The organism is Streptomyces sp. ISL-11 (assembly GCF_018614525.1).
Lineage (GTDB): Bacteria > Actinomycetota > Actinomycetes > Streptomycetales > Streptomycetaceae > Streptomyces.
The window spans coordinates 601-20349 of sequence record NZ_JAGGOL010000072.1 but is presented as its reverse complement, the minus strand read 5'-3'; the positions used below and the strand labels follow the sequence as shown (position 1 = coordinate 20349).

At 71.5% G+C, this 19749-nt stretch carries 20 protein-coding genes; 13 read left to right on the top strand and 7 right to left on the bottom strand.

Going from position 1 to position 19749, the window contains the following annotated elements; translation table 11 throughout:
* Positions 1 to 136: 136 nt before the first annotated feature.
* Positions 137 to 766 (bottom strand): LysE family transporter, encoded by a 630-nt coding sequence (locus J7E86_RS16235; RefSeq protein ID WP_215082394.1) that lies wholly within the window; start codon positions 764 to 766, stop codon positions 137 to 139.
* A 248-nt stretch (positions 767 to 1014) separates the two neighbouring features.
* Here J7E86_RS16235 and J7E86_RS16230 point away from each other — a divergent pair, with 248 nt between their 5' ends.
* The 6 genes from J7E86_RS16230 (at position 1015) to J7E86_RS16205 (ending at position 7084) form a co-directional block, all read left to right on the top strand.
* The gene (locus tag J7E86_RS16230; RefSeq protein ID WP_251019225.1) at positions 1015 to 1734 is read left to right on the top strand and encodes a GntR family transcriptional regulator; all 720 of its coding nucleotides are present in this window, start codon (positions 1015 to 1017) and stop codon (positions 1732 to 1734) included.
* Positions 1735 to 2002: 268 nt separating this feature from the next.
* On the top strand, positions 2003 to 2974 hold the full coding sequence (locus J7E86_RS16225) for a sugar ABC transporter substrate-binding protein (protein WP_308312614.1): 972 nt from the start codon (positions 2003 to 2005) through the stop codon (positions 2972 to 2974).
* On the top strand, positions 2971 to 4023 hold the full coding sequence (locus tag J7E86_RS16220; protein ID WP_215082391.1) for an ABC transporter permease: 1053 nt from the start codon (positions 2971 to 2973) through the stop codon (positions 4021 to 4023). The genes J7E86_RS16225 and J7E86_RS16220 overlap by 4 nt, the downstream gene beginning before the upstream one ends.
* Positions 4020 to 4811, top strand: coding sequence for an ATP-binding cassette domain-containing protein (locus tag J7E86_RS16215; RefSeq protein ID WP_215082390.1), 792 nt, complete (start codon positions 4020 to 4022; stop codon positions 4809 to 4811). The genes J7E86_RS16220 and J7E86_RS16215 overlap by 4 nt, the downstream gene beginning before the upstream one ends.
* A gap of 585 nt (positions 4812 to 5396) precedes the next feature.
* Positions 5397 to 6515 (top strand): ROK family glucokinase, encoded by a 1119-nt coding sequence (locus J7E86_RS16210; protein WP_215082389.1) that lies wholly within the window; start codon positions 5397 to 5399, stop codon positions 6513 to 6515.
* An 8-nt stretch (positions 6516 to 6523) separates the two neighbouring features.
* A complete protein-coding gene (locus tag J7E86_RS16205; protein WP_215082388.1) occupies positions 6524 to 7084 on the top strand; it encodes a hypothetical protein in 561 nt (186 codons plus the stop codon).
* 201 nt (positions 7085 to 7285) lie between these two features.
* Here the strand turns inward: J7E86_RS16205 and J7E86_RS16200 are convergent, their stop codons facing one another.
* A complete protein-coding gene (locus J7E86_RS16200) occupies positions 7286 to 7906 on the bottom strand; it encodes a TetR/AcrR family transcriptional regulator (RefSeq protein ID WP_215082387.1) in 621 nt (206 codons plus the stop codon).
* A 50-nt stretch (positions 7907 to 7956) separates the two neighbouring features.
* Here J7E86_RS16200 and J7E86_RS16195 point away from each other — a divergent pair, with 50 nt between their 5' ends.
* A complete protein-coding gene (locus J7E86_RS16195) occupies positions 7957 to 8508 on the top strand; it encodes a GNAT family N-acetyltransferase (RefSeq protein WP_215082386.1) in 552 nt (183 codons plus the stop codon).
* A gap of 369 nt (positions 8509 to 8877) precedes the next feature.
* Positions 8878 to 10131, top strand: coding sequence for a GNAT family N-acetyltransferase (locus J7E86_RS16190; RefSeq protein WP_215082385.1), 1254 nt, complete (start codon positions 8878 to 8880; stop codon positions 10129 to 10131).
* 67 nt (positions 10132 to 10198) lie between these two features.
* Here J7E86_RS16190 and proP read toward each other — a convergent pair whose 3' ends face one another.
* Both proP and J7E86_RS16180 read right to left on the bottom strand, forming a co-directional pair.
* Positions 10199 to 11719 (bottom strand): glycine betaine/L-proline transporter ProP, encoded by a 1521-nt coding sequence (proP, locus tag J7E86_RS16185; RefSeq protein WP_215082444.1) that lies wholly within the window; start codon positions 11717 to 11719, stop codon positions 10199 to 10201.
* 262 nt (positions 11720 to 11981) lie between these two features.
* Complete coding sequence (locus J7E86_RS16180; protein WP_215082384.1) at positions 11982 to 13094, bottom strand: PP2C family protein-serine/threonine phosphatase; 1113 nt, start codon at positions 13092 to 13094, stop codon at positions 11982 to 11984.
* A gap of 198 nt (positions 13095 to 13292) precedes the next feature.
* Here J7E86_RS16180 and J7E86_RS16175 point away from each other — a divergent pair, with 198 nt between their 5' ends.
* Both J7E86_RS16175 and J7E86_RS16170 read left to right on the top strand, forming a co-directional pair.
* The gene (locus tag J7E86_RS16175; protein WP_215082383.1) at positions 13293 to 13925 is read left to right on the top strand and encodes an alpha-ketoglutarate-dependent dioxygenase AlkB; all 633 of its coding nucleotides are present in this window, start codon (positions 13293 to 13295) and stop codon (positions 13923 to 13925) included.
* A gap of 284 nt (positions 13926 to 14209) precedes the next feature.
* On the top strand, positions 14210 to 14899 hold the full coding sequence (locus J7E86_RS16170; protein ID WP_308312609.1) for a DUF2071 domain-containing protein: 690 nt from the start codon (positions 14210 to 14212) through the stop codon (positions 14897 to 14899).
* Positions 14900 to 14943: 44 nt separating this feature from the next.
* Here J7E86_RS16170 and J7E86_RS16165 read toward each other — a convergent pair whose 3' ends face one another.
* From J7E86_RS16165 to J7E86_RS16155, 3 genes are read right to left on the bottom strand one after another with little or no spacing between them, the layout of a single operon-like run.
* Entirely contained in the window at positions 14944 to 15957 is a 1014-nt protein-coding gene (locus J7E86_RS16165; protein WP_215082381.1) for an FAD-dependent monooxygenase, read from the bottom strand.
* Positions 15954 to 16502 (bottom strand): isoprenylcysteine carboxyl methyltransferase family protein, encoded by a 549-nt coding sequence (locus J7E86_RS16160; protein WP_215082380.1) that lies wholly within the window; start codon positions 16500 to 16502, stop codon positions 15954 to 15956. The genes J7E86_RS16165 and J7E86_RS16160 overlap by 4 nt, the downstream gene beginning before the upstream one ends.
* Positions 16503 to 16512: 10 nt before the next feature.
* Positions 16513 to 17574, bottom strand: a complete 1062-nt coding sequence (locus J7E86_RS16155; RefSeq protein WP_215082379.1) for a type III polyketide synthase — start codon at positions 17572 to 17574, stop codon at positions 16513 to 16515.
* Positions 17575 to 17710: 136 nt separating this feature from the next.
* On the opposite strand from J7E86_RS16155, the gene J7E86_RS16150 reads away from it, so the two are divergent.
* The 3 genes from J7E86_RS16150 to J7E86_RS31115 all read left to right on the top strand — a co-directional run.
* On the top strand, positions 17711 to 18577 hold the full coding sequence (locus J7E86_RS16150) for a UbiA family prenyltransferase (RefSeq protein ID WP_215082378.1): 867 nt from the start codon (positions 17711 to 17713) through the stop codon (positions 18575 to 18577).
* Between the two features lie 222 nt (positions 18578 to 18799).
* Positions 18800 to 19243: a DUF1360 domain-containing protein gene (locus J7E86_RS16145; protein WP_215082377.1), complete on the top strand. Its 444-nt coding sequence runs from the start codon at positions 18800 to 18802 to the stop codon at positions 19241 to 19243.
* A 287-nt stretch (positions 19244 to 19530) separates the two neighbouring features.
* A partial coding sequence (locus J7E86_RS31115; protein ID WP_374223808.1) for an alpha/beta fold hydrolase occupies positions 19531 to 19749 on the top strand: 219 nt, incomplete at its 3' end.

Here is a 19749-nt window from a genome sequence, read left to right as displayed (position 1 = left end):
CCAAGGCTCATCGTTCGTTCCCCCGGTCATGGTGTCTGGTAAACACAAAAACGAGCCAGACCGGGACCGAGGTTGAGCCATGCGTACAAAGTCGCTCGATCGTGTCGCTACCGGACATTCATCGGCACCAGGGCGGCTACGCCGCCAGCTCGCCCCCGAACTCGGCCAGCAGTAAGGCCGAGGCCGCCAGCAGCAGTACCCCCGAGCCGCCGAGCAGCAGGCGGTAGCCGCGGGTCCCGATCCGGTGGCGGGCGCGGGCCACTATCAGCGCCAGCGCCGCCTTGCTGCCGACCAGCAGGGCGTAGAAGCCGAGGAGGAAGCCCCCGGCGCCCGGCGGGCCGTGCCGCCAGGCCGCGACCAGCAGCGGCCCCCCGGTGGTCAGCCAGAACATCCACGGATGCGGGCTGAGCAGATTGACCAGCGCCCCCTGCCACAGGGTCCGCCTGCCCTCGGCCCGCGCCCCGGCGGTCTGCCCGGCGGCCGGGATCTCGGCGGTCCGCGCCTCGCGCAGGGTCGTCACCGCCAGCCAGGCCAGGAAGAGCCCGCCGACGACCCCGCCGGCGGCGATCGCCCGCTCCGGCAGCACCGACAGGACGGTCACGCACAGGACGATCACGGGCAGGTCCGTCAGCAGCGGCACCGCCGCCACCCGCAGCCCCACGCCCAGGCCGCCGCGCAGCGTCCCCGAGAGCACCAGCGCGAGCAGGGGGCCCGGGCTGATCCCCGCGCTGAAGCCCAGTGCCACCCCCAGAGCCAGCTCTTCCACGGCCTCGCCCTTCCCTCAGCACACCGGATATCAGCTGATATCTCCTGAATGCATAGGACATCTGCGCTGACATCTGTATTGCACAAGACGCGACCGAGAGGCGCCGAGTTGACGGCACGCTCACTCATATCGGTCAGTTCGCCCCAGGGATGGGCGCATGTCCGGACAACCTGACCTCCGAACTTCCCGTCATCCGGTCCCCCGGCTACGCTCCCTTCGTGGCGAAGCATCCATCCCTCCAGTTCACCCTGGACCGCAGCAGCCCTGTCCCGCTCTACTACCAGCTCTCCCAGCAGCTCGAAGCCGCGATCGAGCAGGGCGGACTGGCGCCGGGCAGTCTCCTCGGCAATGAGATCGACCTCGCCGCGCGGCTCGGGCTGTCCCGGCCCACCGTCCGGCAGGCCATCCAGTCGCTGGTCGACAAGGGGCTGCTCGTACGCCGCCGGGGCGTCGGTACCCAGGTCCTGCACAGCCAGGTCAAGCGCCCGCTGGAGCTCAGCAGCCTCTACGACGACCTGGAGGCGGCCGGACAGCAGCCCGCCACCCGCGTCCTGCGCCACACCACCGAACCCGCCACCGCGCGCGTCGCCGCCGCCCTCGGCGTCCCCGAGGGCGCCGAGGTCGTCTTCGTCGAGCGGCTGCGCCTCGCGCACGGCGAGCCCATGGCCCGCCTGTGCAACCACCTGCCCGCGGGCCTCCTCGACCTCGACGACGACAAGCTGACCGGAACCGGCCTCTACCGGCTGATCCGCACCGCCGGCATCACCCTGCACAGCGCCCGCCAGACGGTCGGGGCGCGCGCCGCGACCGCCGCCGAGGGGGAGCTGCTGGCCGAGCCGGAGGGCGCGCCGCTGCTGACGATGGAGCGGACGACGTACGACGACACCGGGCGCGCGGTGGAGTTCGGCTCGCACATCTACCGGGCGTCGCGCTACGCCTTCGACTTCCAGCTCCTGGTGCGTCCATAAGGGCGCTCGCGGCGGCGCCGGACAGGTCAGTCCGTCAGAATGTTCGGACAAAGTATTGACGCGGTGCGGCGCCCGCCGCTAGAACTCCACCCACATGCAGCAGCCCGAGCGGTACCCGCTGAAGCCCCCGCGGTCAGCGGTGACGGATGGTGACGGATACTTGGGCGGTCGGTCCCACAGGACAAGGGCCCGGCCGCACCGTGACAGACAGTGAGAAGGGCAACTCCTCGTGGCAAGGGTTCGGACAGGCGTACGTGCGGTGAGCGCCGTGCTGGCAGCGGTGCTCGGCGCCACCTTGGCGGGGTGCAGCAGTACGGGCGGCAAGCGTGCGGAGGAGCGGGCCGCCAAGGCTGCCCAGGGGCGCGCCAACGTCAGCACGCCCCGCTGGACCTTCGCGATGGTCACCCACTCAGGCGACGGCGACACCTTCTGGGACATCGTCCAGAGCGGCGCCAAGCAGGCGGCCGCCAAGGACAACATCAAGTTCCTCTACGCCCATGACGTGGAGGGCAACAAGCAGGCCCAGAACGTCCAGGCCATGATCGACCAGAAGGTCGACGGCCTGATCGTCACGCTCGCCAAGCCCGACGCCATGAAGGACGTCGTCGCCAAGGCGAAGAAGGCCGGCATCCCGGTGATCACCGTGAACTCCGGCTCCGAGAAGTCCCAGCAGTTCGGCGCGCTCACCCACATCGGCCAGGACGAGACCATCGCCGGCGAGGCCGTCGGCGAGCAGCTCAACCAGCGCGGGAAGAAGCGGGCCGTCTGCGTCCTGCACGAGCAGGGCAACGTCGGCCACGAGCAGCGCTGCGAAGGCGTGAAGAAGACCTTCAAGGGCGACCTGCAGAACCTCTACGTCGAGGGCACCAACATGCCCAACGTGCAGTCGTCCATCGAGGCCAAGCTCCAGTCCGACAGGGACATCGACGCCGTCGTCACCCTCGGTGCCCCTTTCGCGCCCACCGCCGTCAAGGCCGCCGAGCAGGCCGGCAGCAAGGCCGAGGTCGACACCTTCGACCTCAACGCCAAGGTCGCCGACGCCCTCAAGGACGGCACGCTCGGCTTCGCCGTCGACCAGGACCCGTACCTCCAGGGCTACGAGGCCGTCGACCTGCTGTGGCTCTACAAGTACAACGCCGACATGCTCGGCGGCGGCCGCCCGGTCCTCACCGGTCCGCAGATCGTCACCAAGGACGACGCCAAGGCCCTGGCGACGTACACCAAGCGGGGCACCCGATGAGCGCCCCCACGGCCGCCCCCGTGCAGGACGCCACCGACGAGCGGCTGGTGCGCCGCTCGTACCTGCGCCGGCTGCTCGGCCGGCCGGAGCTCGGCTCGGTCGTCGGCGCCGTCGCCGTCTTCGTCTTCTTCTCGGTCGTCGCGAGCAGCTTCCTCCAGGCGTCCAGCCTGTCCACGGTGCTCTACGCCTCCTCGACCATCGGCATCATGGCGGTGCCGGTGGCGCTGCTGATGATCGGCGGCGAGTTCGACCTGTCGACCGGCGTGATGGTCACGACGTCGGCCCTGGTCTCGTCGATGTTCAGCTACCAGATGACGGCGAACGTCTGGGTCGGCGTGGGGGTCTCCCTCCTCGTCACCCTGGCCTTCGGCTTCTTCAACGGCTTCATGCTGACCCGCACCAAGCTGCCCAGCTTCATCATCACGCTGGGCACCTTCCTGATGCTGACCGGCCTGAACCTCGGCTTCACCAAGCTCATCAGCGGCACCGTCTCCAGCAAGACCATCGGTGACATGGAGGGCTTCGAGTCCGCCCGTACGCTCTTCGCCTCCCACCTGACGATCGGCGACGTCGACCTCCAGGTGACCATCCTGTGGTGGTTCGGCCTGGTCGCGCTGGCCACCTGGGTGCTGCTGCGCACCCGCGTCGGCAACTGGATCTTCGCGGTCGGCGGCGGCGCCGACGCGGCCCGCGCGGTCGGCGTGCCGGTCAACAAGACCAAGATCGGCCTGTACATGGCCGTCGCCTTCTGCGCCTGGATCTCCGGCCAGCACCTGCTGATGTCGTACGACGTGGTGCAGTCCGGCGAGGGCGTCGGCAACGAGTTCCTCTACATCATCGCGGCCGTCATCGGCGGCTGTCTGATGACCGGCGGCTACGGCTCGGCCATCGGGTCCGCGGTCGGCGCGTTCATCTTCGGCATGACCAGCAAGGGCATCGTGTACGCGCAGTGGAACCCGGACTGGTTCAAGTTCTTCCTCGGCGCGATGCTCCTCCTGGCGACCCTGCTGAACGCATGGGTCCGTAAGCGGGCGGAGGCGAAGAAGTGAGCGCGCTGGTCCAGCTGACGGACGTCAGCAAGTTCTACGGCAACATCAAGGCCCTCGAAGGGGTGTCCCTGGAGGTCCACGCGGGTGAGATCACCTGCGTCCTCGGTGACAACGGCGCGGGCAAGTCCACCCTCATCAAGATCATCGCGGGGCTGCACCGGCACGACGCCGGCAGCTTCGAGATCGAGGGCGAGGAGACGAAGCTCGCCTCGCCCAGGGAGGCCCTGGACCGCGGCATCGCCACGGTCTACCAGGACCTCGCGGTCGTCCCCCTGATGCCGGTCTGGCGGAACTTCTTCCTCGGCTCCGAGCCGACGAAGGGCACCGGCCCCTTCAAGCGCCTCGACGTGCGGAAGATGCGCGAGACGACGCGCACGGAACTGCTGCGCATGGGCATCGACCTGCGCGACGTCGACCAGCCCATCGGCACGCTCTCCGGTGGCGAGCGCCAGTGCGTGGCGATCGCCCGGGCCGTCTACTTCGGGGCGAAGGTCCTCGTCCTGGACGAGCCCACGGCGGCGCTCGGCGTCAAGCAGTCGGGCGTCGTCCTGAAGTACGTGGCGGCGGCCCGGGACGCGGGCCTCGGCGTGGTCCTGATCACCCACAACCCGCACCACGCGTACCTGGTCGGTGACCGCTTCGTCCTGCTCAAGCGGGGTGCGATGGCCGGCAGCCACGCGAAGTCGGAGATCGCCCTGGACGAGCTCACCCGCCAGATGGCGGGCGGCAGCGAACTCGACCAACTCAGCCACGAGCTGTCCCGTGCGGGGGGCTTGGATCCGAGCTGATGGGCGGCACGGCGGGGCCGGATCCCGCGCCCGCCGGCCGGGCGGGCGCGCCTGCGGCGCGGGGTTTCCCCCTCCCGCCCGCCCGTTACCCGGAAACGTGCCCCGGCCGCCGGTGGTGCGGGCTTCCGCCCACCGCCCGTCACCTTGGCAGCGCACGCCGGCCGGCGAGTGGCCGAGCCCACGGTTCCGAGCCATGGGCGGGCGGGAGGGAAGGGCCCGCCGCAGGCGGGCCACCGACAACGGCGCGGCACGGACCGCGCAGCGCCCCGCCACCGGGGACGCGGAGGCCCGGCCCCCGTCGTGCCGCGGCCCGGCCGCACGCGATGCGGCACGGACCGCGCAGCGCCCGACCACCGGCGAAAACGGACCGCGCAGCGCCCCGCCCACCGGGGAACACGGGCCGCCCGGCCCCCGTCGTGCTGCGGCCCCCGGCCGCACGCGATGCGGTACGGACCGCCTCCGTGAGGCACAATCGCACCGACCGTATCCACAGAGGCCCAGCCTCCCGATCCCGCAGGGACGACGACTCGTGCGAGCACGCCCCCGTACACCCGCCGGAGGCCACGCCGTGGCGGAGGTGCCGCGATGAGCATGTACCGCGACCTCCACCGGGGTACGGCCAGAGCGACCGTCCTGCGCACCGTCGGCACGCGCGAGCGCCGCTCGCACCTGACCGCGCCCCGCGTCCCCACCGTCGGGATCGACATCGGCGGCACCAAGGTCATGGCGGGCGTCGTGGACGCCGACGGCAACATCCTGGAGAAGCTCCGCACGGAGACCCCGGACAAGTCCAAGAGCCCCAAGGTCGTCGAGGACACCATCACCGAGCTGGTCCTCGACCTGTCCGACCGGCACGACGTGCACGCCGTCGGCATCGGCGCCGCGGGCTGGGTCGACGCCGACCGCAACCGCGTCCTGTTCGCCCCGCACCTGTCCTGGCGCAACGAACCGCTGCGCGACCGTCTCGCCGGCCGTCTCGCCGTCCCCGTCATGGTCGACAACGATGCCAACACCGCCGCCTGGGCGGAGTGGCGCTTCGGCGCCGGCCGCGGCGAGGACCACCTGGTGATGATCACCCTCGGTACGGGCATCGGCGGCGCCATCCTGGAGGACGGCCAGGTCAAGCGGGGCAAGTTCGGCGTCGCGGGCGAGTTCGGCCACATGCAGGTCGTGCCCGGCGGCCACCGCTGCCCCTGCGGCAACCGCGGCTGCTGGGAGCAGTACAGCTCCGGCAACGCCCTGGTGCGCGAGGCCCGCGAGCTGGCCGCCGCCGAGTCGCCGGTCGCGTACGGGATCACCGACCGCGTCGGCGGCAACATCGGCGAGATCACCGGCCCGCTCATCACCGAGCTGGCCCGGTCCGGCGACGCCATGTGCGTCGAGCTGCTCCAGGACATCGGTCAGTGGCTCGGCGTGGGCATCGCCAACCTCGCCGCCGCCCTCGACCCGTCCTGCTTCGTCATCGGCGGTGGCGTCAGCGCCGCCGACGACCTGCTGATCGCCCCCGCCCGGGACGCCTTCCGCCGCCACCTGACCGGCCGCGGCTACCGCCCCGAGGCCCGGATCGTCAAGGCGCAGCTGGGCCCCGAGGCGGGCATGGTCGGTGCCGCGGACCTGGCCCGGCTCGTCGCCCGCCGCTTCCGCCGGGCCAACCGCCGCCGCGTCGAGCGCTACGAGCGCTATGCCCAGGCGGGCCGCGGGTGACGCCCACCATGGAACAGGAACGCACCGCCGCACCCGAGGGCCCCCAGGGCCCCGGCGGCGGCCGCCGCTACCGCTGGGCCAAGCCCGTCATCGTCTTCCTGCTCATCGCCATCCCGGCCGGATACCTCTACATCTCCGCGATGCAGAGCCGCGGCGGCAGCGAGTCCAAGAAGGAACAGGCCGCCGCGTCCGGCCTGGAGGAGGGCTGGCCCTCCCGGCTCCAGCGCCGCATCTACGAGGTGTGGATCCCGCCGTACTCCGAGGACGTCGCCCACTACGAGACCAACTCGTGGAAGGCGAGCTCGCTGTACGTGCAGTTCACCACCACCCGCGACGGCCTGCAGAAGTTCCTCGCCCGGACCGGCAACGACATGGGCGACCTGGCGGACGGCGAGGTCACCATCGGCGAGGACGAGGCGGCCGAGGTCGGCTGGAACCTCGGCGCCGGACACCACTGGGCGGGCCTGGAGCTGGAGCACGACAAGCCCCAGCCGTCCCTGGAGATCACCGCCAATCTGGACAATCCGCAGTACCCGAAGGTCTACCTGGTCTCCACGACCACCCCTTGAGCCCACTCCACCGCCCCGGTGGATACCCGCCGGTCCGGTACTCGGCCCCTCGCCGGGCAGTACTGGCAAGGACATGACGGCCACCACTGGCAAGGACATGACGGCACGGGAACTCCCCGCGCGTGTGATCTGCCCTGGCCGGGCACAGCCCGCTCCTGCCGACCGTGATCGACAGCGCCTTTCCTCTGCGACGCCCGGCCCTCAGGTCGAGGCCGCCCGGCCGTCACCGGGCGAAGGCCGGGACGTCAGCCCGGCCAGGTAGTCGTCGAGAAGTTCGACCTGGTGGTGGGGCGGATACGCCCGCGGGGCGAACAGGGCCTGCACCACCAGGCCGAGCACGAAGGACTGGGCACCGGCCGCGATGCGCTCCGGGTCCCCGGCGGGCAGTTCGCCGAGCTGCTGGGCCGCCGCGACCAGATCGCGCAGCTTCTCGCGGCTCCGCGCGTACTTGCGGGCGTAGTCGCCGCTCAACTCGGGGTCGGCGAGCGCGGTGTCCCAGGAGGACACCCAGATCCGGTTGGTGTCGGTGGCCGCGGCCGTCAGCGGCAGGATGTCGAGCAGAGCGGCCCGTACGGCGGACAGGCCCTTCCCGGCAGCGCGCCGGGGGCGGGCGGCGCTGCGCTGTTCGAGCAGGTCCAGGGCGTGCGCGACCAGGTCGCGCTTGGCGGGGAAGTAGTGGGTGAGCAGGCCGGTGGTCGCGCCGAGCTCGGCGGCGACGGCGCGCAGGGTCAGTCCGCCGAATCCGTGCGCGGCCAGGACCCGCCACACCGCCTCGGAGACCTCGCGGCGGCGGGCTTCGTGATCTCCCTTGGTGCGTGGCATGCTGCTACCGTACATAGCCGTAACGTGTGTTGTGTGAATGTGGGGTCACCTTGTTCTCTCTTCCGCTGCGGGGCAACGCCCACCTCCGTCCGCTCGAGACCTGGCACGCCGAGGAGTTCGCCGACCATCTGGACCGGGCCCGCGAGCACATCCGGCCATGGGTCGGGCCGGCGTTCGTCACCGACGACCTCGACGGCGCGCGAGCCACACTGAGCCGGTACGCCGAGCGCCAGGCGGCGGATGGTGCCCGCCTCTACGGCATATGGCTCGATGGCACGCTGGTCGGCGGCGTGATGTTCGTGGACTTCAACGCCGCCATGGGCTCATGTGAGGTCGGCTGCTGGCTGGAGCCGGCCGCCGAGGGCCACGGCCTGATCACAGAGGCGTGCCGGCACCTGCTGGACTGGGCGTTCACCGCCCGGGGGATGCACCGCGCCGAGTGGCACTGCCGGGCCGACAACGAACGGAGCGCGGCGGTGGCCAAGCGGCTGGGCATGACGCTCGAGGGCGTGCGCCGCGAATACTGGCCCTACGGCGGCACCCGCCACGACAAGGAGGCCTGGGCGATCCTCGCTCCCGAATGGCGGGCCGACCGCGGGTGACCGGAGCGTCCGCCCGGCGGTACGGGCCCAGGGACGAGCTGCGCGTGCCGCCCGTCCGGCCCGCCGCAAGCTCGGGCACTCCCTCGCCTACTGCATGCCCGACGCCGACGTGCGACTCGTCGAGGTGACCGCCCGCTACCTGGCGTGGATCGCGGTCTTCGACGACGAAGCAGGCGAACCCCCCGCGGCTCGACGCCTGTCGAAGGGCTGGTGTGACCGCGGTCCTGCGTGGCGGCGCGCCCGCCGCGGACGCGCTGAACCTCCGTTCCCCGCTGCGCAGGAACCATCGAACCGTGCAGGAGTTCGGGCGACTGACAGCGCAGGTGGGCCGGGTCGTCAGCTCGGTCCGATGTGCTGTACACATGCCCGATGACCGCTTCTCAGTTCCGGCTTCGCTGCGTTGCCGAGCAGGAGTTCGTGCCCTGGGCACGCATGATTGCCGACACCTATGGCATGGATCGGTCGGAGGAGGAACTGGCCGATCAGCGAGCCGCGACGGATCTCGCTCGCACCCTGGCCGTGTTCGACGAGGGCGAGCCGGTCGCCGGAGCCTCTGTCTACAGCCGAATGCTGACCGTGCCCGGGGGCGTCCTGCCCGTGGCGGGGGTCGCCTCCGTGGGTGTGGCCCCGACGCATCGCCGCCGCGGCATCCTCACCTCGATGATGCGTGCCCAGCTGACCGACCTGTACGAGCAGCGGCGCGAGCCGATCGCCGCGCTCCGCCCCTCCGAGGCCGGCATCTACGGACGGTACGGCTACGGCCCCGCGACAGTCGGCAACCGGATGCGCTGCGACCGACGTGCCATGCGGTTCCGCCCTGATACCGACTTCGGCGAAGGGATCGTCCGTCTGAAGCACGCCGTCCAGGCCCGCCCCCTCCTGGAGAGGATCTACGACCGGGTCCGCACCGCCTCGGTCGGCTGGCCCGACCGACAGATGGCCCACTGGGCGGTGCGCCTCGCCGACTGTCCGCACCGGCGCGGTACGGCGACCTCGTTCCGGTTCGCTGTGCACCAGGAGCGCGACGGACGTGCCACCGGCTACGCAATCTACCGGCACAGCTCCGCGCCGGACGGGCTCGGAGGCGGTGCCGGGGTGGTGGAGGTGGCAGAGCTGGCGGCGTGCTCGCGCCAGGCATATGCGGCGCTATGGCGCTTCCTCGCCGGGATCGACCTGGTGACCTGGATCGACTACGAGGGCGCCGTGGACGAGTCTTTGCCCTACCTGCTGGTCGACCCGCGAGCGGTTCAGGGCGCACCGGTGGACCGTCTGTGGCTGCGGCCGGTCGACGTCGACAAGGCCTTGGCGGGCCGAAGTTACAGCCTTCCACTGGACCTCGTCCTGGACGTGCGGGACGACTTCTGCCCGTGGAACGGCGGGCGCCACCGGCTACAGGCGGAAGCAGGGAGCGCCATCTGCGAGCCCACGACCGCTCCGGCCGACATACGGCTGACGGCGGCGGAACTCGGCGCCGCCTTCCTCGGCGGCACCACGCTGACCGCCCTCGCGGCTGCCGGCCTCATCGAGGAACTGCGGCGCGGCGCCCTCTCCCTCGCCTCGACAGCTTTCCGCGGCGAACGCGAACCCTGGTACCCCGGCGGCTGGGCATTCCCGCTCTACTGAACAGTCCTTCGGACGCCGCGGACGTGCCCGGCGGACAAAGCCAGTACACCCCACGTCCGCGCCGGGATCAGCGCTCGTCGTGATGTCTGTGGCCCGGGTGCCGCAGGCGTACCCAGATATCCCTGGCGTGCCGGCCGGCCTCGGTCCGGCTGTCGGCGACCAGCAGCCGGGCCTCCTCCGACGTCTCCACCATCGGCCCCGAGCCGCGCAGCGGCCTGCCTGCTGTCTCGTGGAGGAAGAATGCCGAGGCGAGCCCGATCGCACCCGCCGCCATCAGGTAATACGCGGGGATCATGGCGTCGTGGGTGCTTTCGAGGAGAGCGGACACCGCCAGCGGAGTGGTGCCGCCGAAGAGTGACACGGAGAGGTTGTACGAGACGGACAGCGCCCCGTAGCGCAGTCGGGTCGGGAAGAGCGCCGGCAGCGTCGCGGCGGCGGTGCCCGCGAAGCACACCAGCAGCAGCCCGAGGATCAGGCAGCCGAGTGCCGGGAGGAGGGCACCGTCGGCGCGGACCAGGAGCATCGAGGGGATGGCGAGCGCGACCAGGGCGGCGCTGCCCGCCATGAACATCGGCCTGCGCCCCCAGAGGTCGGAGGAGCGGCCCACGACGGTGATGGTCAGGGCCACCAGGACCATGGTGGCGAGGATGAGCAGCTGTGCGGTCGTGGCGTCCTTGCCGAGCGTCTCGGTCATGTACGTCGGCAGGTACGAGGTGACCATGTAGCTGGTGACGTTGTAGACGACCACCAGTCCCATGCAGATCAGCACGGCGTGCCAGTGCCGGGTGAAGATCTCCTTCAGTCGCCCGTGACCGGACTGGCGCGCCTGTTCGGCGTCGTCCTCCCGGGAGCCGGTGGCGCCCGCCGCATCCGCCTGGGCGGCCTCGGCCCTCGCGCGGAAGGCGGGCGTCTCCTCGAGTCGCATCCGCATGTAGAGACCGATCAGCCCGAGGGGCCCGGCGACCAGGAAGGGCAGGCGCCACCCCCAGCCGGTCATGCCGTCGGTGCCGAGGACCGCGGTGAGCACCGTCACCAGACCGGATCCGAGCGCGTAGCCGACGAACGTACCGAAGTCGAGCCAACTGCCGAGGAATCCGCGGCGTGTATCGGGCGCGTACTCGGCGATGTACGTGGTGGCGCCGGCGTACTCACCGCCCGTGGAGAAGCCCTGCACCAGTCGGCAGACGAGCAGCAGCACGGGCGCGACGAATCCTGCCGTCGCGTAGGCCGGCAGGAAGCCGACGGCGAAGGTGCTCACCGCCATCATGATCATCGTGGCGGCGAGTACGCGCTGGCGTCCGATGCGGTCGCCGAGCGGGCCGAAGACCAGGCCGCCGAGCGGTCGGACGAGGAAAGCGGCCGCGAAGGTGGCGAAGGCGGCGACGACCTGCGCGCCGGACGAGCTGGAGGGGAAGAAGACCTTGCCCAGGGTGACCGCCATATAGGCGTACACGCCGAAGTCGAACCACTCCATCATGTTGCCCAGCGCGGCGGCCAGGACCGCGCGGCGTACCTCGGGAGGGTCGGTGACCGTGACGTCCTCGATGCTCAGCGGCCTCTTGCCATGCCTCAGCAGGGTGCGGAGCATGCGGTCGGTGCGCGCCGCGCCACCGCGCGCGGGGGCGGTGCGCCCGGGCTTCGGACTCTTCTTGCGAGGGGCGCTCACGGTCACCTGCCAACGGTTCGGGAAGCCAGGCGCCGGGGCTCCTGGGGTGTACGTGCGGTCACCGCCGACGGCGACGGCTCCCCGGTCGTGACCAGCCCTGGAGGGCAGGAGTTCACTGGTCCGACCGTCGTCGTGAGCCGGGGAGGACCGGCTCGCGGGCGCGGGCGTCCGTCGCGTCTCGCCGTCACGGGTTCTCACGGCTCCTGGTCCGGGTGACCGCGAGCAGTGCCATGTCATCGGTGATGCGGCCGCCGGCGTGGTGGGCCACATCGGCGAGAAGGGCATCGAGCAGCGCGTCCGGTCCGGGGAAGTCATGCCCGGTCAGCCTGGCGGCGGGATCGTAGAAGACCCCGGCGCGGTTCCGCGCCTCGGTGAGGCCATCGGTGTACAGCAGGAGAGTCGTCCCCGGAGGGAACGCCACCATGTCCGTCCGCCCCTCGTCGAAACCCGGCTCCGTCAGCGCCAGAGGAAGGGCCGGTTCGGAGGGTTCCACGCTGTGCACCTGGCCACCGCGCAGCAGCAGTGGTGCCGGGTGGCCGCGGTTGACCAGCCGCAGCGTATCGCCGGAGTGCGGGATCTCGGCCAGAACGCCGGTGACGAACCCCTCGATCCGCTCCAACCCCTCCCGCCGCTCCTTCTCCCGTAGCAGTGCCCGCTCCAGCCTGACCGCGACACCGAGGAGCGTGGGTTCCTCATCGGCGGCCTCCCTGAACACGCCCAGCGCCACAGCGACCGCCTGGACCGCCTCCAGGCCCTTGCCCCGTACGTCGCCGACAAGACAGCGCACGCCGTACGGAGTGTTCTGCACCCCGTACAGGTCACCACCGATCTGTGCGTCCTTCACAGCCGACTGGTAGCGCACGGCGGTCCGCAGGGTACCGATCGAGGCCGGCGGCTGTGGCAGCACCGCGCGCTGCACGGCGAGGGCGACGTTGCGTGCGGACTGCAGCCGCACGTCGCTGTAGTACATGAGGCGGTTGACGACGACGGCGATGGCCGAGACGGTCGCCACCGCTGCCAGCTCGCTTCGCCCACCGGAATCCTCGATGAAACCGAAGTGGGTGAGCAGCAAGAGGTCGGTGGCACAGGCAGCAATACCTGCCAGGATCGTCGCGCGCAGCGACAGCAGGGCGGCGGCGGCCATGGGTGCGGCCGTGTAGAAGGCCTCGGCACTGAAATGCGGAGAGGTGTGGTAATCGAGGAGGGCGCCTGCGACGAGCAGGAGGACGGGCAGCAGCAGGAGGTGGCGCAGGCACCAGCGCTTCACGGTGGTGCGCCCCGCGCTCGGTGCCCTCACGTGCCCGCTCCCGCTCTTTCGGTGCCGTGCAACAGTTCAAGCATCGTCGGGCCGGATTTCGGCTGCCAGTCCTGGGGCGGCTGTATGGGTACGCGCCGAGGCCGGCGGCCGGGCGCGCATGGGCACTGACGGGCCACGGCGCATCCACCTGCCCCTGTATTCGCACAAAGGTTCTATGGGTGGCGTAGGCTTGCGCACATGGCAGTCCAGCTCCAGGGATCACTGTTCGATCTCGCGGACGATGCCCATCTCGGCCGCCCGCTGGACGAGGCCCGCCGCACGTCGCTCGCACACGGCGCGTGGATCGATATCCTGCCCGGCTGGCTCCAGGGATCGGACCTCTTGTTCGAGGCCCTCGTGGAATCAGTGCCCTGGCGCGCCGAGCGGCGGCACATGTACGAGAACGTGGTGGCCGTCCCCCGCCTCCTCGCCCACTACGGCGAGGCCGAGGAACCCCCGCATCCGGTCCTGGCCGCGGCGCGGGACGCGCTGAGCGCGCACTACGCCGCCGAGCTCGGCGAGCCGTTCCGCACCCTGGGCCTGTGCTTCTACCGCGACGGCCGCGACAGCGTGGCCTGGCACGGCGACCGCATCGGCCGCGGCGACCGTGAGAACACGATGGTCGCCATCCTCTCCATCGGCGCCCCGCGCCCGCTGATGCTGCGCCCGCGTGGCGGTGGCGCCCCGCACATCCGGCAGCCACTGGGCCACGGCGACCTCATCGTCATGGGGGGCACCTGCCAGCGCACGTGGGACCACTCGATCCCCAAGACCACCAAGCCCGTGGGCCCGCGCATCAGCATCCAGTTCCGGCCGCGCGGCGTGGGATGAGACGCGTCGGGACCCGCACGGCCGGCGGCGCGCCCGGTCGCCGGCTCCGGGCCGTCTCCGTCGAGGAGCCTGGGCTGACCGCAGTCGGTCTGCTGGGGCCGCGCATCCTGTGGTTGGGCCCGCCGGCCCGGCAGCGCACAGGACAGCGCCACTGGCCGATCAGGGTGTTCCCCCGCCCTGATACGTCGTGTCCTCAATCGCAGCGGGTATGGAGTGGTGGCAGGAGTTCACGTGGACTAGAGGTGTGAGCAATGGTGTCGCGTTGTGCTGAGCAGAGCGTCCTGGTGCCGTTGCTCAAGGCGCGGTGGTTGCGTCAGACGTTCGTGCACTGGCCGTATGAGCCGCAGGCGGTGCAGGCCCTTCTTCCCGAGGGGCTGATCGCTGACACCTATGGCGAAAAGGCGTGGGTGAGTCTGACACCGTTCATCATGGAAGCCGTCCGTCCGGCGTGCGTGCCTCCCACGCCTTTCACCTTTCCCGAGACGAACCTGCGCACTTACGTTCGTTTGCCGGACGGACGGGAGGGCCTATGGTTCCTTTCCCTGGACGTCACCGCCCCTCTCATGCTGGCCGCCCGCATCATCGGTGTTCCCTACCACGTGGGCAATCTGCTGGTCCGGGAACACGGATCCGTCATCCGGTACACGGGGACGCGCCGCAGCGGGAATTCCTCGTACGATCTGGCCGTCCGCCCCGGTGCCCCGCTCGTCGCCGGCGGTCTCGACACATGGCTGACCTCCAGGTGGCGTGCCTTCAGCCGCAGCAACCGTGCGCTGTGGCAGACCCCCGTCCAGCATGAGCCGTGGCCCCTTCGGAGCGCGGCCGTGGAGAACATGGACCAGACGCTGACCACGTCGGCCGGTCTGCCGCCCCCGTCCGGCCCGCCTGTCGTCCACTTCTCGCCCGGAGTACGGCGTGTCCGTCTCGGAATTCCCCGACTGCTGAAACGACCTGACGTCACAGGTGCCGGATAAGAGTCCGCCACATTCTTCGACAGCATGTTCCGGTGCGCGCACGGTTACTGCAGGGCGTGGACAGCGGCGGTGAAGACACGTGGCAGCCGACAGGCCGCAGGGACGATCAACCGGGCAGTGACGGGGTACCGACAGGCCCTCAGGAGTGCTTCGGTCAGCAGTCGGTGGCGTCTGGTCCGGCGGGCCCAGGCCGCTTCGTAGGCGTGCGGCCGGCCGGTGGTCAGGCAGTGCACGGCGGCGCGGGCGGTGGCCAGGGCGAGGGCGACACCTTCGCCGGTCAGCGCGTCCACGTAGCCGGCGGCGTCGCCGACGAGCAGGACGCGTCCGGCCACTCTGCGGCGTACCCGCTGGCGCAGGGGCCCGGCGCCGCGCACCGTGCTGTCGGTGGGTCCGCTCAGCAAGGGCGCCAGGGCGGGGAAGGCGCTCAGATGGGTGTCGTAGCCGCCGCGTTCGTGGCTCAGCACGGCCACGCCCACCAGGTTTTCCGCGACGGGGGTGACGTAGGCCTCGCCGTGTCGCGACCAGTGGACTTCCACGAAGTCCGTCCACGGCGGGGTGCGGTAGTGGCGGCGCAGGCCGTAGCGGGCGGGGCCGGTGGCGGGCAGTTCCAGGTCCAGGGCGCGGCGGAGCGGTGAGTGGAGGCCGTCCGCGGCGATCAGCCAGCGGGCGGTCAGGCCCGCTGTGGTCACGCTGTCGGGGCTCTGGTGGACCGTGTCGGCCCGGCCCTGCACGAACCTGACTCCCAGGTCGCTCGCCCGCCGGTGCAAGGCGGCGTGCAAGACGGTGCGCCGTACGCCGAGCCCGGTCCGGTGGGAGAACCGTGCCTCGGCGCTGCGCGCCCCGTCGACGTACCGGATGCCGCGCAGGGCGTGTCCGGACACCTCGATGCCGAGCGAGCGCAGCGCCGCGACGCCGTGGGGCATGATGCCTTCACCGCATGCCTTGTCCACGGGGACCTGGCGCGGTTCGATCACTACGGGTTCCAGGCCGGCGAGGGCGGCGTGGATCGCGGCGGCGAGTCCGGCCGGTCCGCCGCCGGCCACCAGGACGTCGATCACGCGCGTGGGCTCATGGGCGCGGTGGCCGGGGCGGTGGGGGCCGCGGCGGTCAGGGCGGCCTCCTCGCAGCGGATGCGCACGGTCAGCAGCCAGGTGTTGAGTGCGGTGAAGGCGAGGGCGGTCACCCATGCCCCGTGGACCAGGGGCAGCGCCAGTCCTTCGGCCGCCACCGCCACGTAGTTGGGGTGGCGCAGCCATCGGTAGGGCCCGCCGGTCACGAGGGGGAGGCCGGGAACGACGAGGACCCGGGTGTTCCATTGCCGGCCCAGTGCTTGGACGCACCACCAGCGCAGCGCCTGGGCGGCGGCGACCATGCCCAGCATGACCCAGCCGAGGACTGGTGGGAAGGGCCGTCCGGCCAGGGAGGTTTCGAGCGGGCAGGCGGCCAGGAGCCCGGTGTGCAGGGCGACCATCAGCGGGTAGTGGCGGCCGTCGGCCGTGGCCGCGCCGCGGGCCCGGCTCCAGCGGGCGTTGCGGCGCGCGATGAGCAGTTCGGCGAGGCGTTCGGCCGCGACGGCGAGGACGAGAGCGGTGTACCAGGTCATGTGGCGTCGCCTACCAGCGCAGGAGGACGAGTTCGGAGCAGAAGCCGGGGCCCATGGCCAGGAGGAGCCCCGGGGAGCCGGCGGGTGGGCGGCGCAGGGCGAGGGTGTCGCGCAGGACGTGGAGTACCGAGGAGGAGGACAGGTTGCCGACGTCGGCGAGGTGGCGCCAGGTGAGTTCGAGCGCCCCCTCGGGCAGGTCGAGTGTCTCCGCGACGGTCCGGAGGATTTTCGGGCCGCCCGGATGGCACACCCAGGCGGTCACGTCCTTGGGCTTGAGGCCGTGTTCGGCGAGGAAGTCGTGGACGTCGTCGGCGAGGTGCCGGCGAACGATGTCCGGGACCGCCGGGTCGAGGACCACCCGGAAGCCGGAGGCACCGATCTCCCAGCCCATGGCGTGCTCGGTGTCGGGGTAGAGGCGGCTGCGTGTGGCCACCACCGCCGGTGCGGCCGGGCGGGGATGCCGCCGGGAGCCGCAAGCCACGACGGCGGCGGCACCGTCGCCGAACAGTCCGGTGGCGACCAGGTTCGCCACCGAGGGGTCGTCGCGCTGGAAGGTGAGGGAACACAGTTCGACGGAGAGCAGTACGGCGACGTGGTCGGGCCAGCCGCGCAGGTAGTCGTGAAGGCGGGCGAGTCCGGCGGCGCCCGCGACACAGCCGAGCCCGAAGACCGGCAGCCGTTTGACGTCCTGGCGCAGGCCCAGCCGGGTGACGAGCCGGGCGTCGATGGAGGGGGTGGCGATGCCGGTGACGGAGGTGCACATCAGCATGTCGACGTCGGTGGGCCGCAGCCCCGCCGCGCGCAGGGCGCCGCGTATCGCCTGGGCGCCCAGGTCGGTGGCGGCGCGGGTGAAGACGTCGTTGGCGGCGCTGAAGTCGTCCAGTCGGGCGTACTGCTCCAGGGGCAGCACCGTGTGGCGGGTGCGGACGGTCGTACTGGCGTGGAGGCGGTCCAGGACGCGGCGGTCGTCCCCCGGGCGCAGGCAGAGACCGGCGATGGTGTCGGTGATGGCCTGCTGACGGTGGCGATAGGGGGCGAGTACGCCGTGGACAGCTGCGATCGAGGTCGTCATGTGTGTCCCGCCTTGAGGCCGCTGGTGGGGCCCGAGGGGGCCATGGAGGTCGAGTGCCCTCTAAATGCGGTTGTAGTACTCCGTGTCGCCCATCCGGGGGCCCGCACTGCGGGGTGAGGCGATTTACGATCGCGGAGTGGAGAGCGAGGAGCGGCTGCGGCGTGGTGCCCCTGGCGCCCGGTGGGCGTGGCCGGCGGCGGCGCTGGCCGGGTCGTGCCACCTCGGGCCGGCGGTGGCGGTCACCGCCTTGGCGGCGGCTCTGGCCGTCTGCGCCGGGCATTCGGGGTCGGCATGCGCGCTGATCACGGCCGCGGTGCTGAGCGGTCAGTTGTCGGTCGGCTGGTGCAACGACGCCTTCGACGCGCGACGTGACGCCGCCGTCGGCCGCCGCAAGCCGGTCGCCGTCGGGGCGGTGCCCCGGGGCGTGGTGTGGACCGCCGCGTTCCTCGCGTTGGCGGTATGCGCGGTGCTGTCGCTGGTGTGCGGCCTGCTCGCCGGTCCGGTGCACCTGACGGGGGTCGCGGCGGCGTGGGCGTACAACCTGCGGCTCAAGGCCACGATGTGGTCATGGCTGCCGTATGCCGTGGGCTTCGCGAGTCTGCCCGCCTTCGTCACCCTCAGTACGCCGGACGGGGCCTGGCCGGCCTGGTGGGTCGTGACGGCCGGTGCCCTGCTGGGGGTGGGGGCGCACCTGGCCGACACGTTGCCGGACATCCCCGGCGACCTGGCGACCGGGGTACGAGGACTACCGCACCGGATGGGTCTCACCGGGACGCGCTGGGCGCTGCCTGTCCCCTTGGTGGCGGCGACCGCCGTCCTGTCGCTCGGTCCGCCGGGGCCGCCCGGTGGAGCGGAGGTGGCGGCCTTGGGCGGGGCGTCGGCGGCTGCCGTGACGGGTATGGCCCTCGCCCGGCGCGGAGGCCGGGCACCGTTCGCGGCCGCGGTGGTGGTCGCGGTGATGGACGTGGTGTTGCTGCTGGCCAGGGGCGGAGGCATGGTGTGAAGGCTCCGGCGTGCCGGTGGTCGGCGAACGGGAGGCCGCCGGCCCGATCCTGGGAGCCGCCCGGGTACGGACCGCCGGCGGTGCGTTGTGCCCCATCGTGTCCGAGGATGGTTCAGGCAGCGAGGAGGCAGGATGCGTCGAGGGCGCCGAGTGCTGGAGTGGTGGTCGCGAACCCGTGACGAGTACGAGCGAGGAGCGGAAGCAGGCGCCCGTGAAAGACCATTGGCAGGGTATGCCGTCCTGCTCGGCGGCTACACGGCATTCGTGGCCGCTGCCGCGGTGGCGGCCCGGCGGCGCGGGACCGCGCCCTCGAGGCCGGAGTTCACCGACCTGGCCTTGTTGGCCGTTGCGACGTTCCGAGTGAGCCGGACCCTGACCAAGGACCCCATCCTCGCCCCGCTACGGGCCCCCTTCACCACCTACCAGAGCCCGGCAGGGCCGGGGGAGGTCATGGAGGCACCACGGGCCGGCATGCTGCGCCATGCCATCGGTGAGCTTCTCACCTGCCCGTTCTGTATGACGCAGTGGACAGGAACGGCGGGGCTGGCCTGCCTCGCGTTCTTTCCCGAACCGACCCGGTGGGTGACATCGGGGCTCAGCGCCGTCGCAGCCGCCGACGCCCTCCAGCTCGGTTACGCCCAGCTCCAGCAGGCAGCACAGGAATGAAGCGGCGGGCGCAACAGGCCGCGCATACCTGATCATGGACCGGAGCGGCCTCCGTCACGTACGCCTGTACGATGCCCGCGCCGCGTGCCTCACGTACGTGGCGGAAAAGGGGGTGCTGGATCACCTCCTGGCCCGGTGGTCCGGCCACACGAACGTCCGTACGACGAAGAAGTGGCACATGAAGCCGGGCGTGGACGACCTCCGTCCTGCGGCGGAAACCTGGGGTGGCTTGGTGGAGGCCACTACCCCCGTCGGTGAGACTTTGTGAGGTGTGGGAGCGTGAGCGGGTGAGTGAGACGAACGCCGAGACCCTGCAATACCGCTTTGACGGGCCAGAAGACGCCCCGACCCTGATCCTGGGCCCGGCCCTCGGTACTACATGGCACATGTGGGACCGGCAGATACCGGAGCTGACCCGCCACTGGCGCGTGTTCCGCTTCGACCTGCCCGGTCACGGCGGCGCCCCCGCCGGGCCCGCACCGGCCGTCGGCGACCTCACCGACCGG

Bases quoted from the DNA above. Each gene is read 5' to 3' on its own strand.
- J7E86_RS16220 (WP_215082391.1), top strand. From the start codon at position 2,971: ATGAGCGCCCCCACGGCCGCCCCCGTGCAGGACGCCACCGACGAGCGG.
- J7E86_RS16210 (WP_215082389.1), top strand. From the start codon at position 5,397: ATGAGCATGTACCGCGACCTCCACCGGGGTACGGCCAGAGCGACCGTC.
- J7E86_RS16205 (WP_215082388.1), top strand. From the start codon at position 6,524: ATGGAACAGGAACGCACCGCCGCACCCGAGGGCCCCCAGGGCCCCGGC.
- J7E86_RS16200 (WP_215082387.1), bottom strand. From the start codon at position 7,906: ATGCCACGCACCAAGGGAGATCACGAAGCCCGCCGCCGCGAGGTCTCC.
- J7E86_RS16190 (WP_215082385.1), top strand. From the start codon at position 8,878: ATGACCGCTTCTCAGTTCCGGCTTCGCTGCGTTGCCGAGCAGGAGTTC.
- proP (WP_215082444.1), bottom strand. From the start codon at position 11,719: ATGCTCCGCACCCTGCTGAGGCATGGCAAGAGGCCGCTGAGCATCGAG.
- J7E86_RS16175 (WP_215082383.1), top strand. From the start codon at position 13,293: ATGGCAGTCCAGCTCCAGGGATCACTGTTCGATCTCGCGGACGATGCC.
- J7E86_RS16160 (WP_215082380.1), bottom strand. From the start codon at position 16,502: ATGACCTGGTACACCGCTCTCGTCCTCGCCGTCGCGGCCGAACGCCTC.
- J7E86_RS16155 (WP_215082379.1), bottom strand. From the start codon at position 17,574: ATGACGACCTCGATCGCAGCTGTCCACGGCGTACTCGCCCCCTATCGC.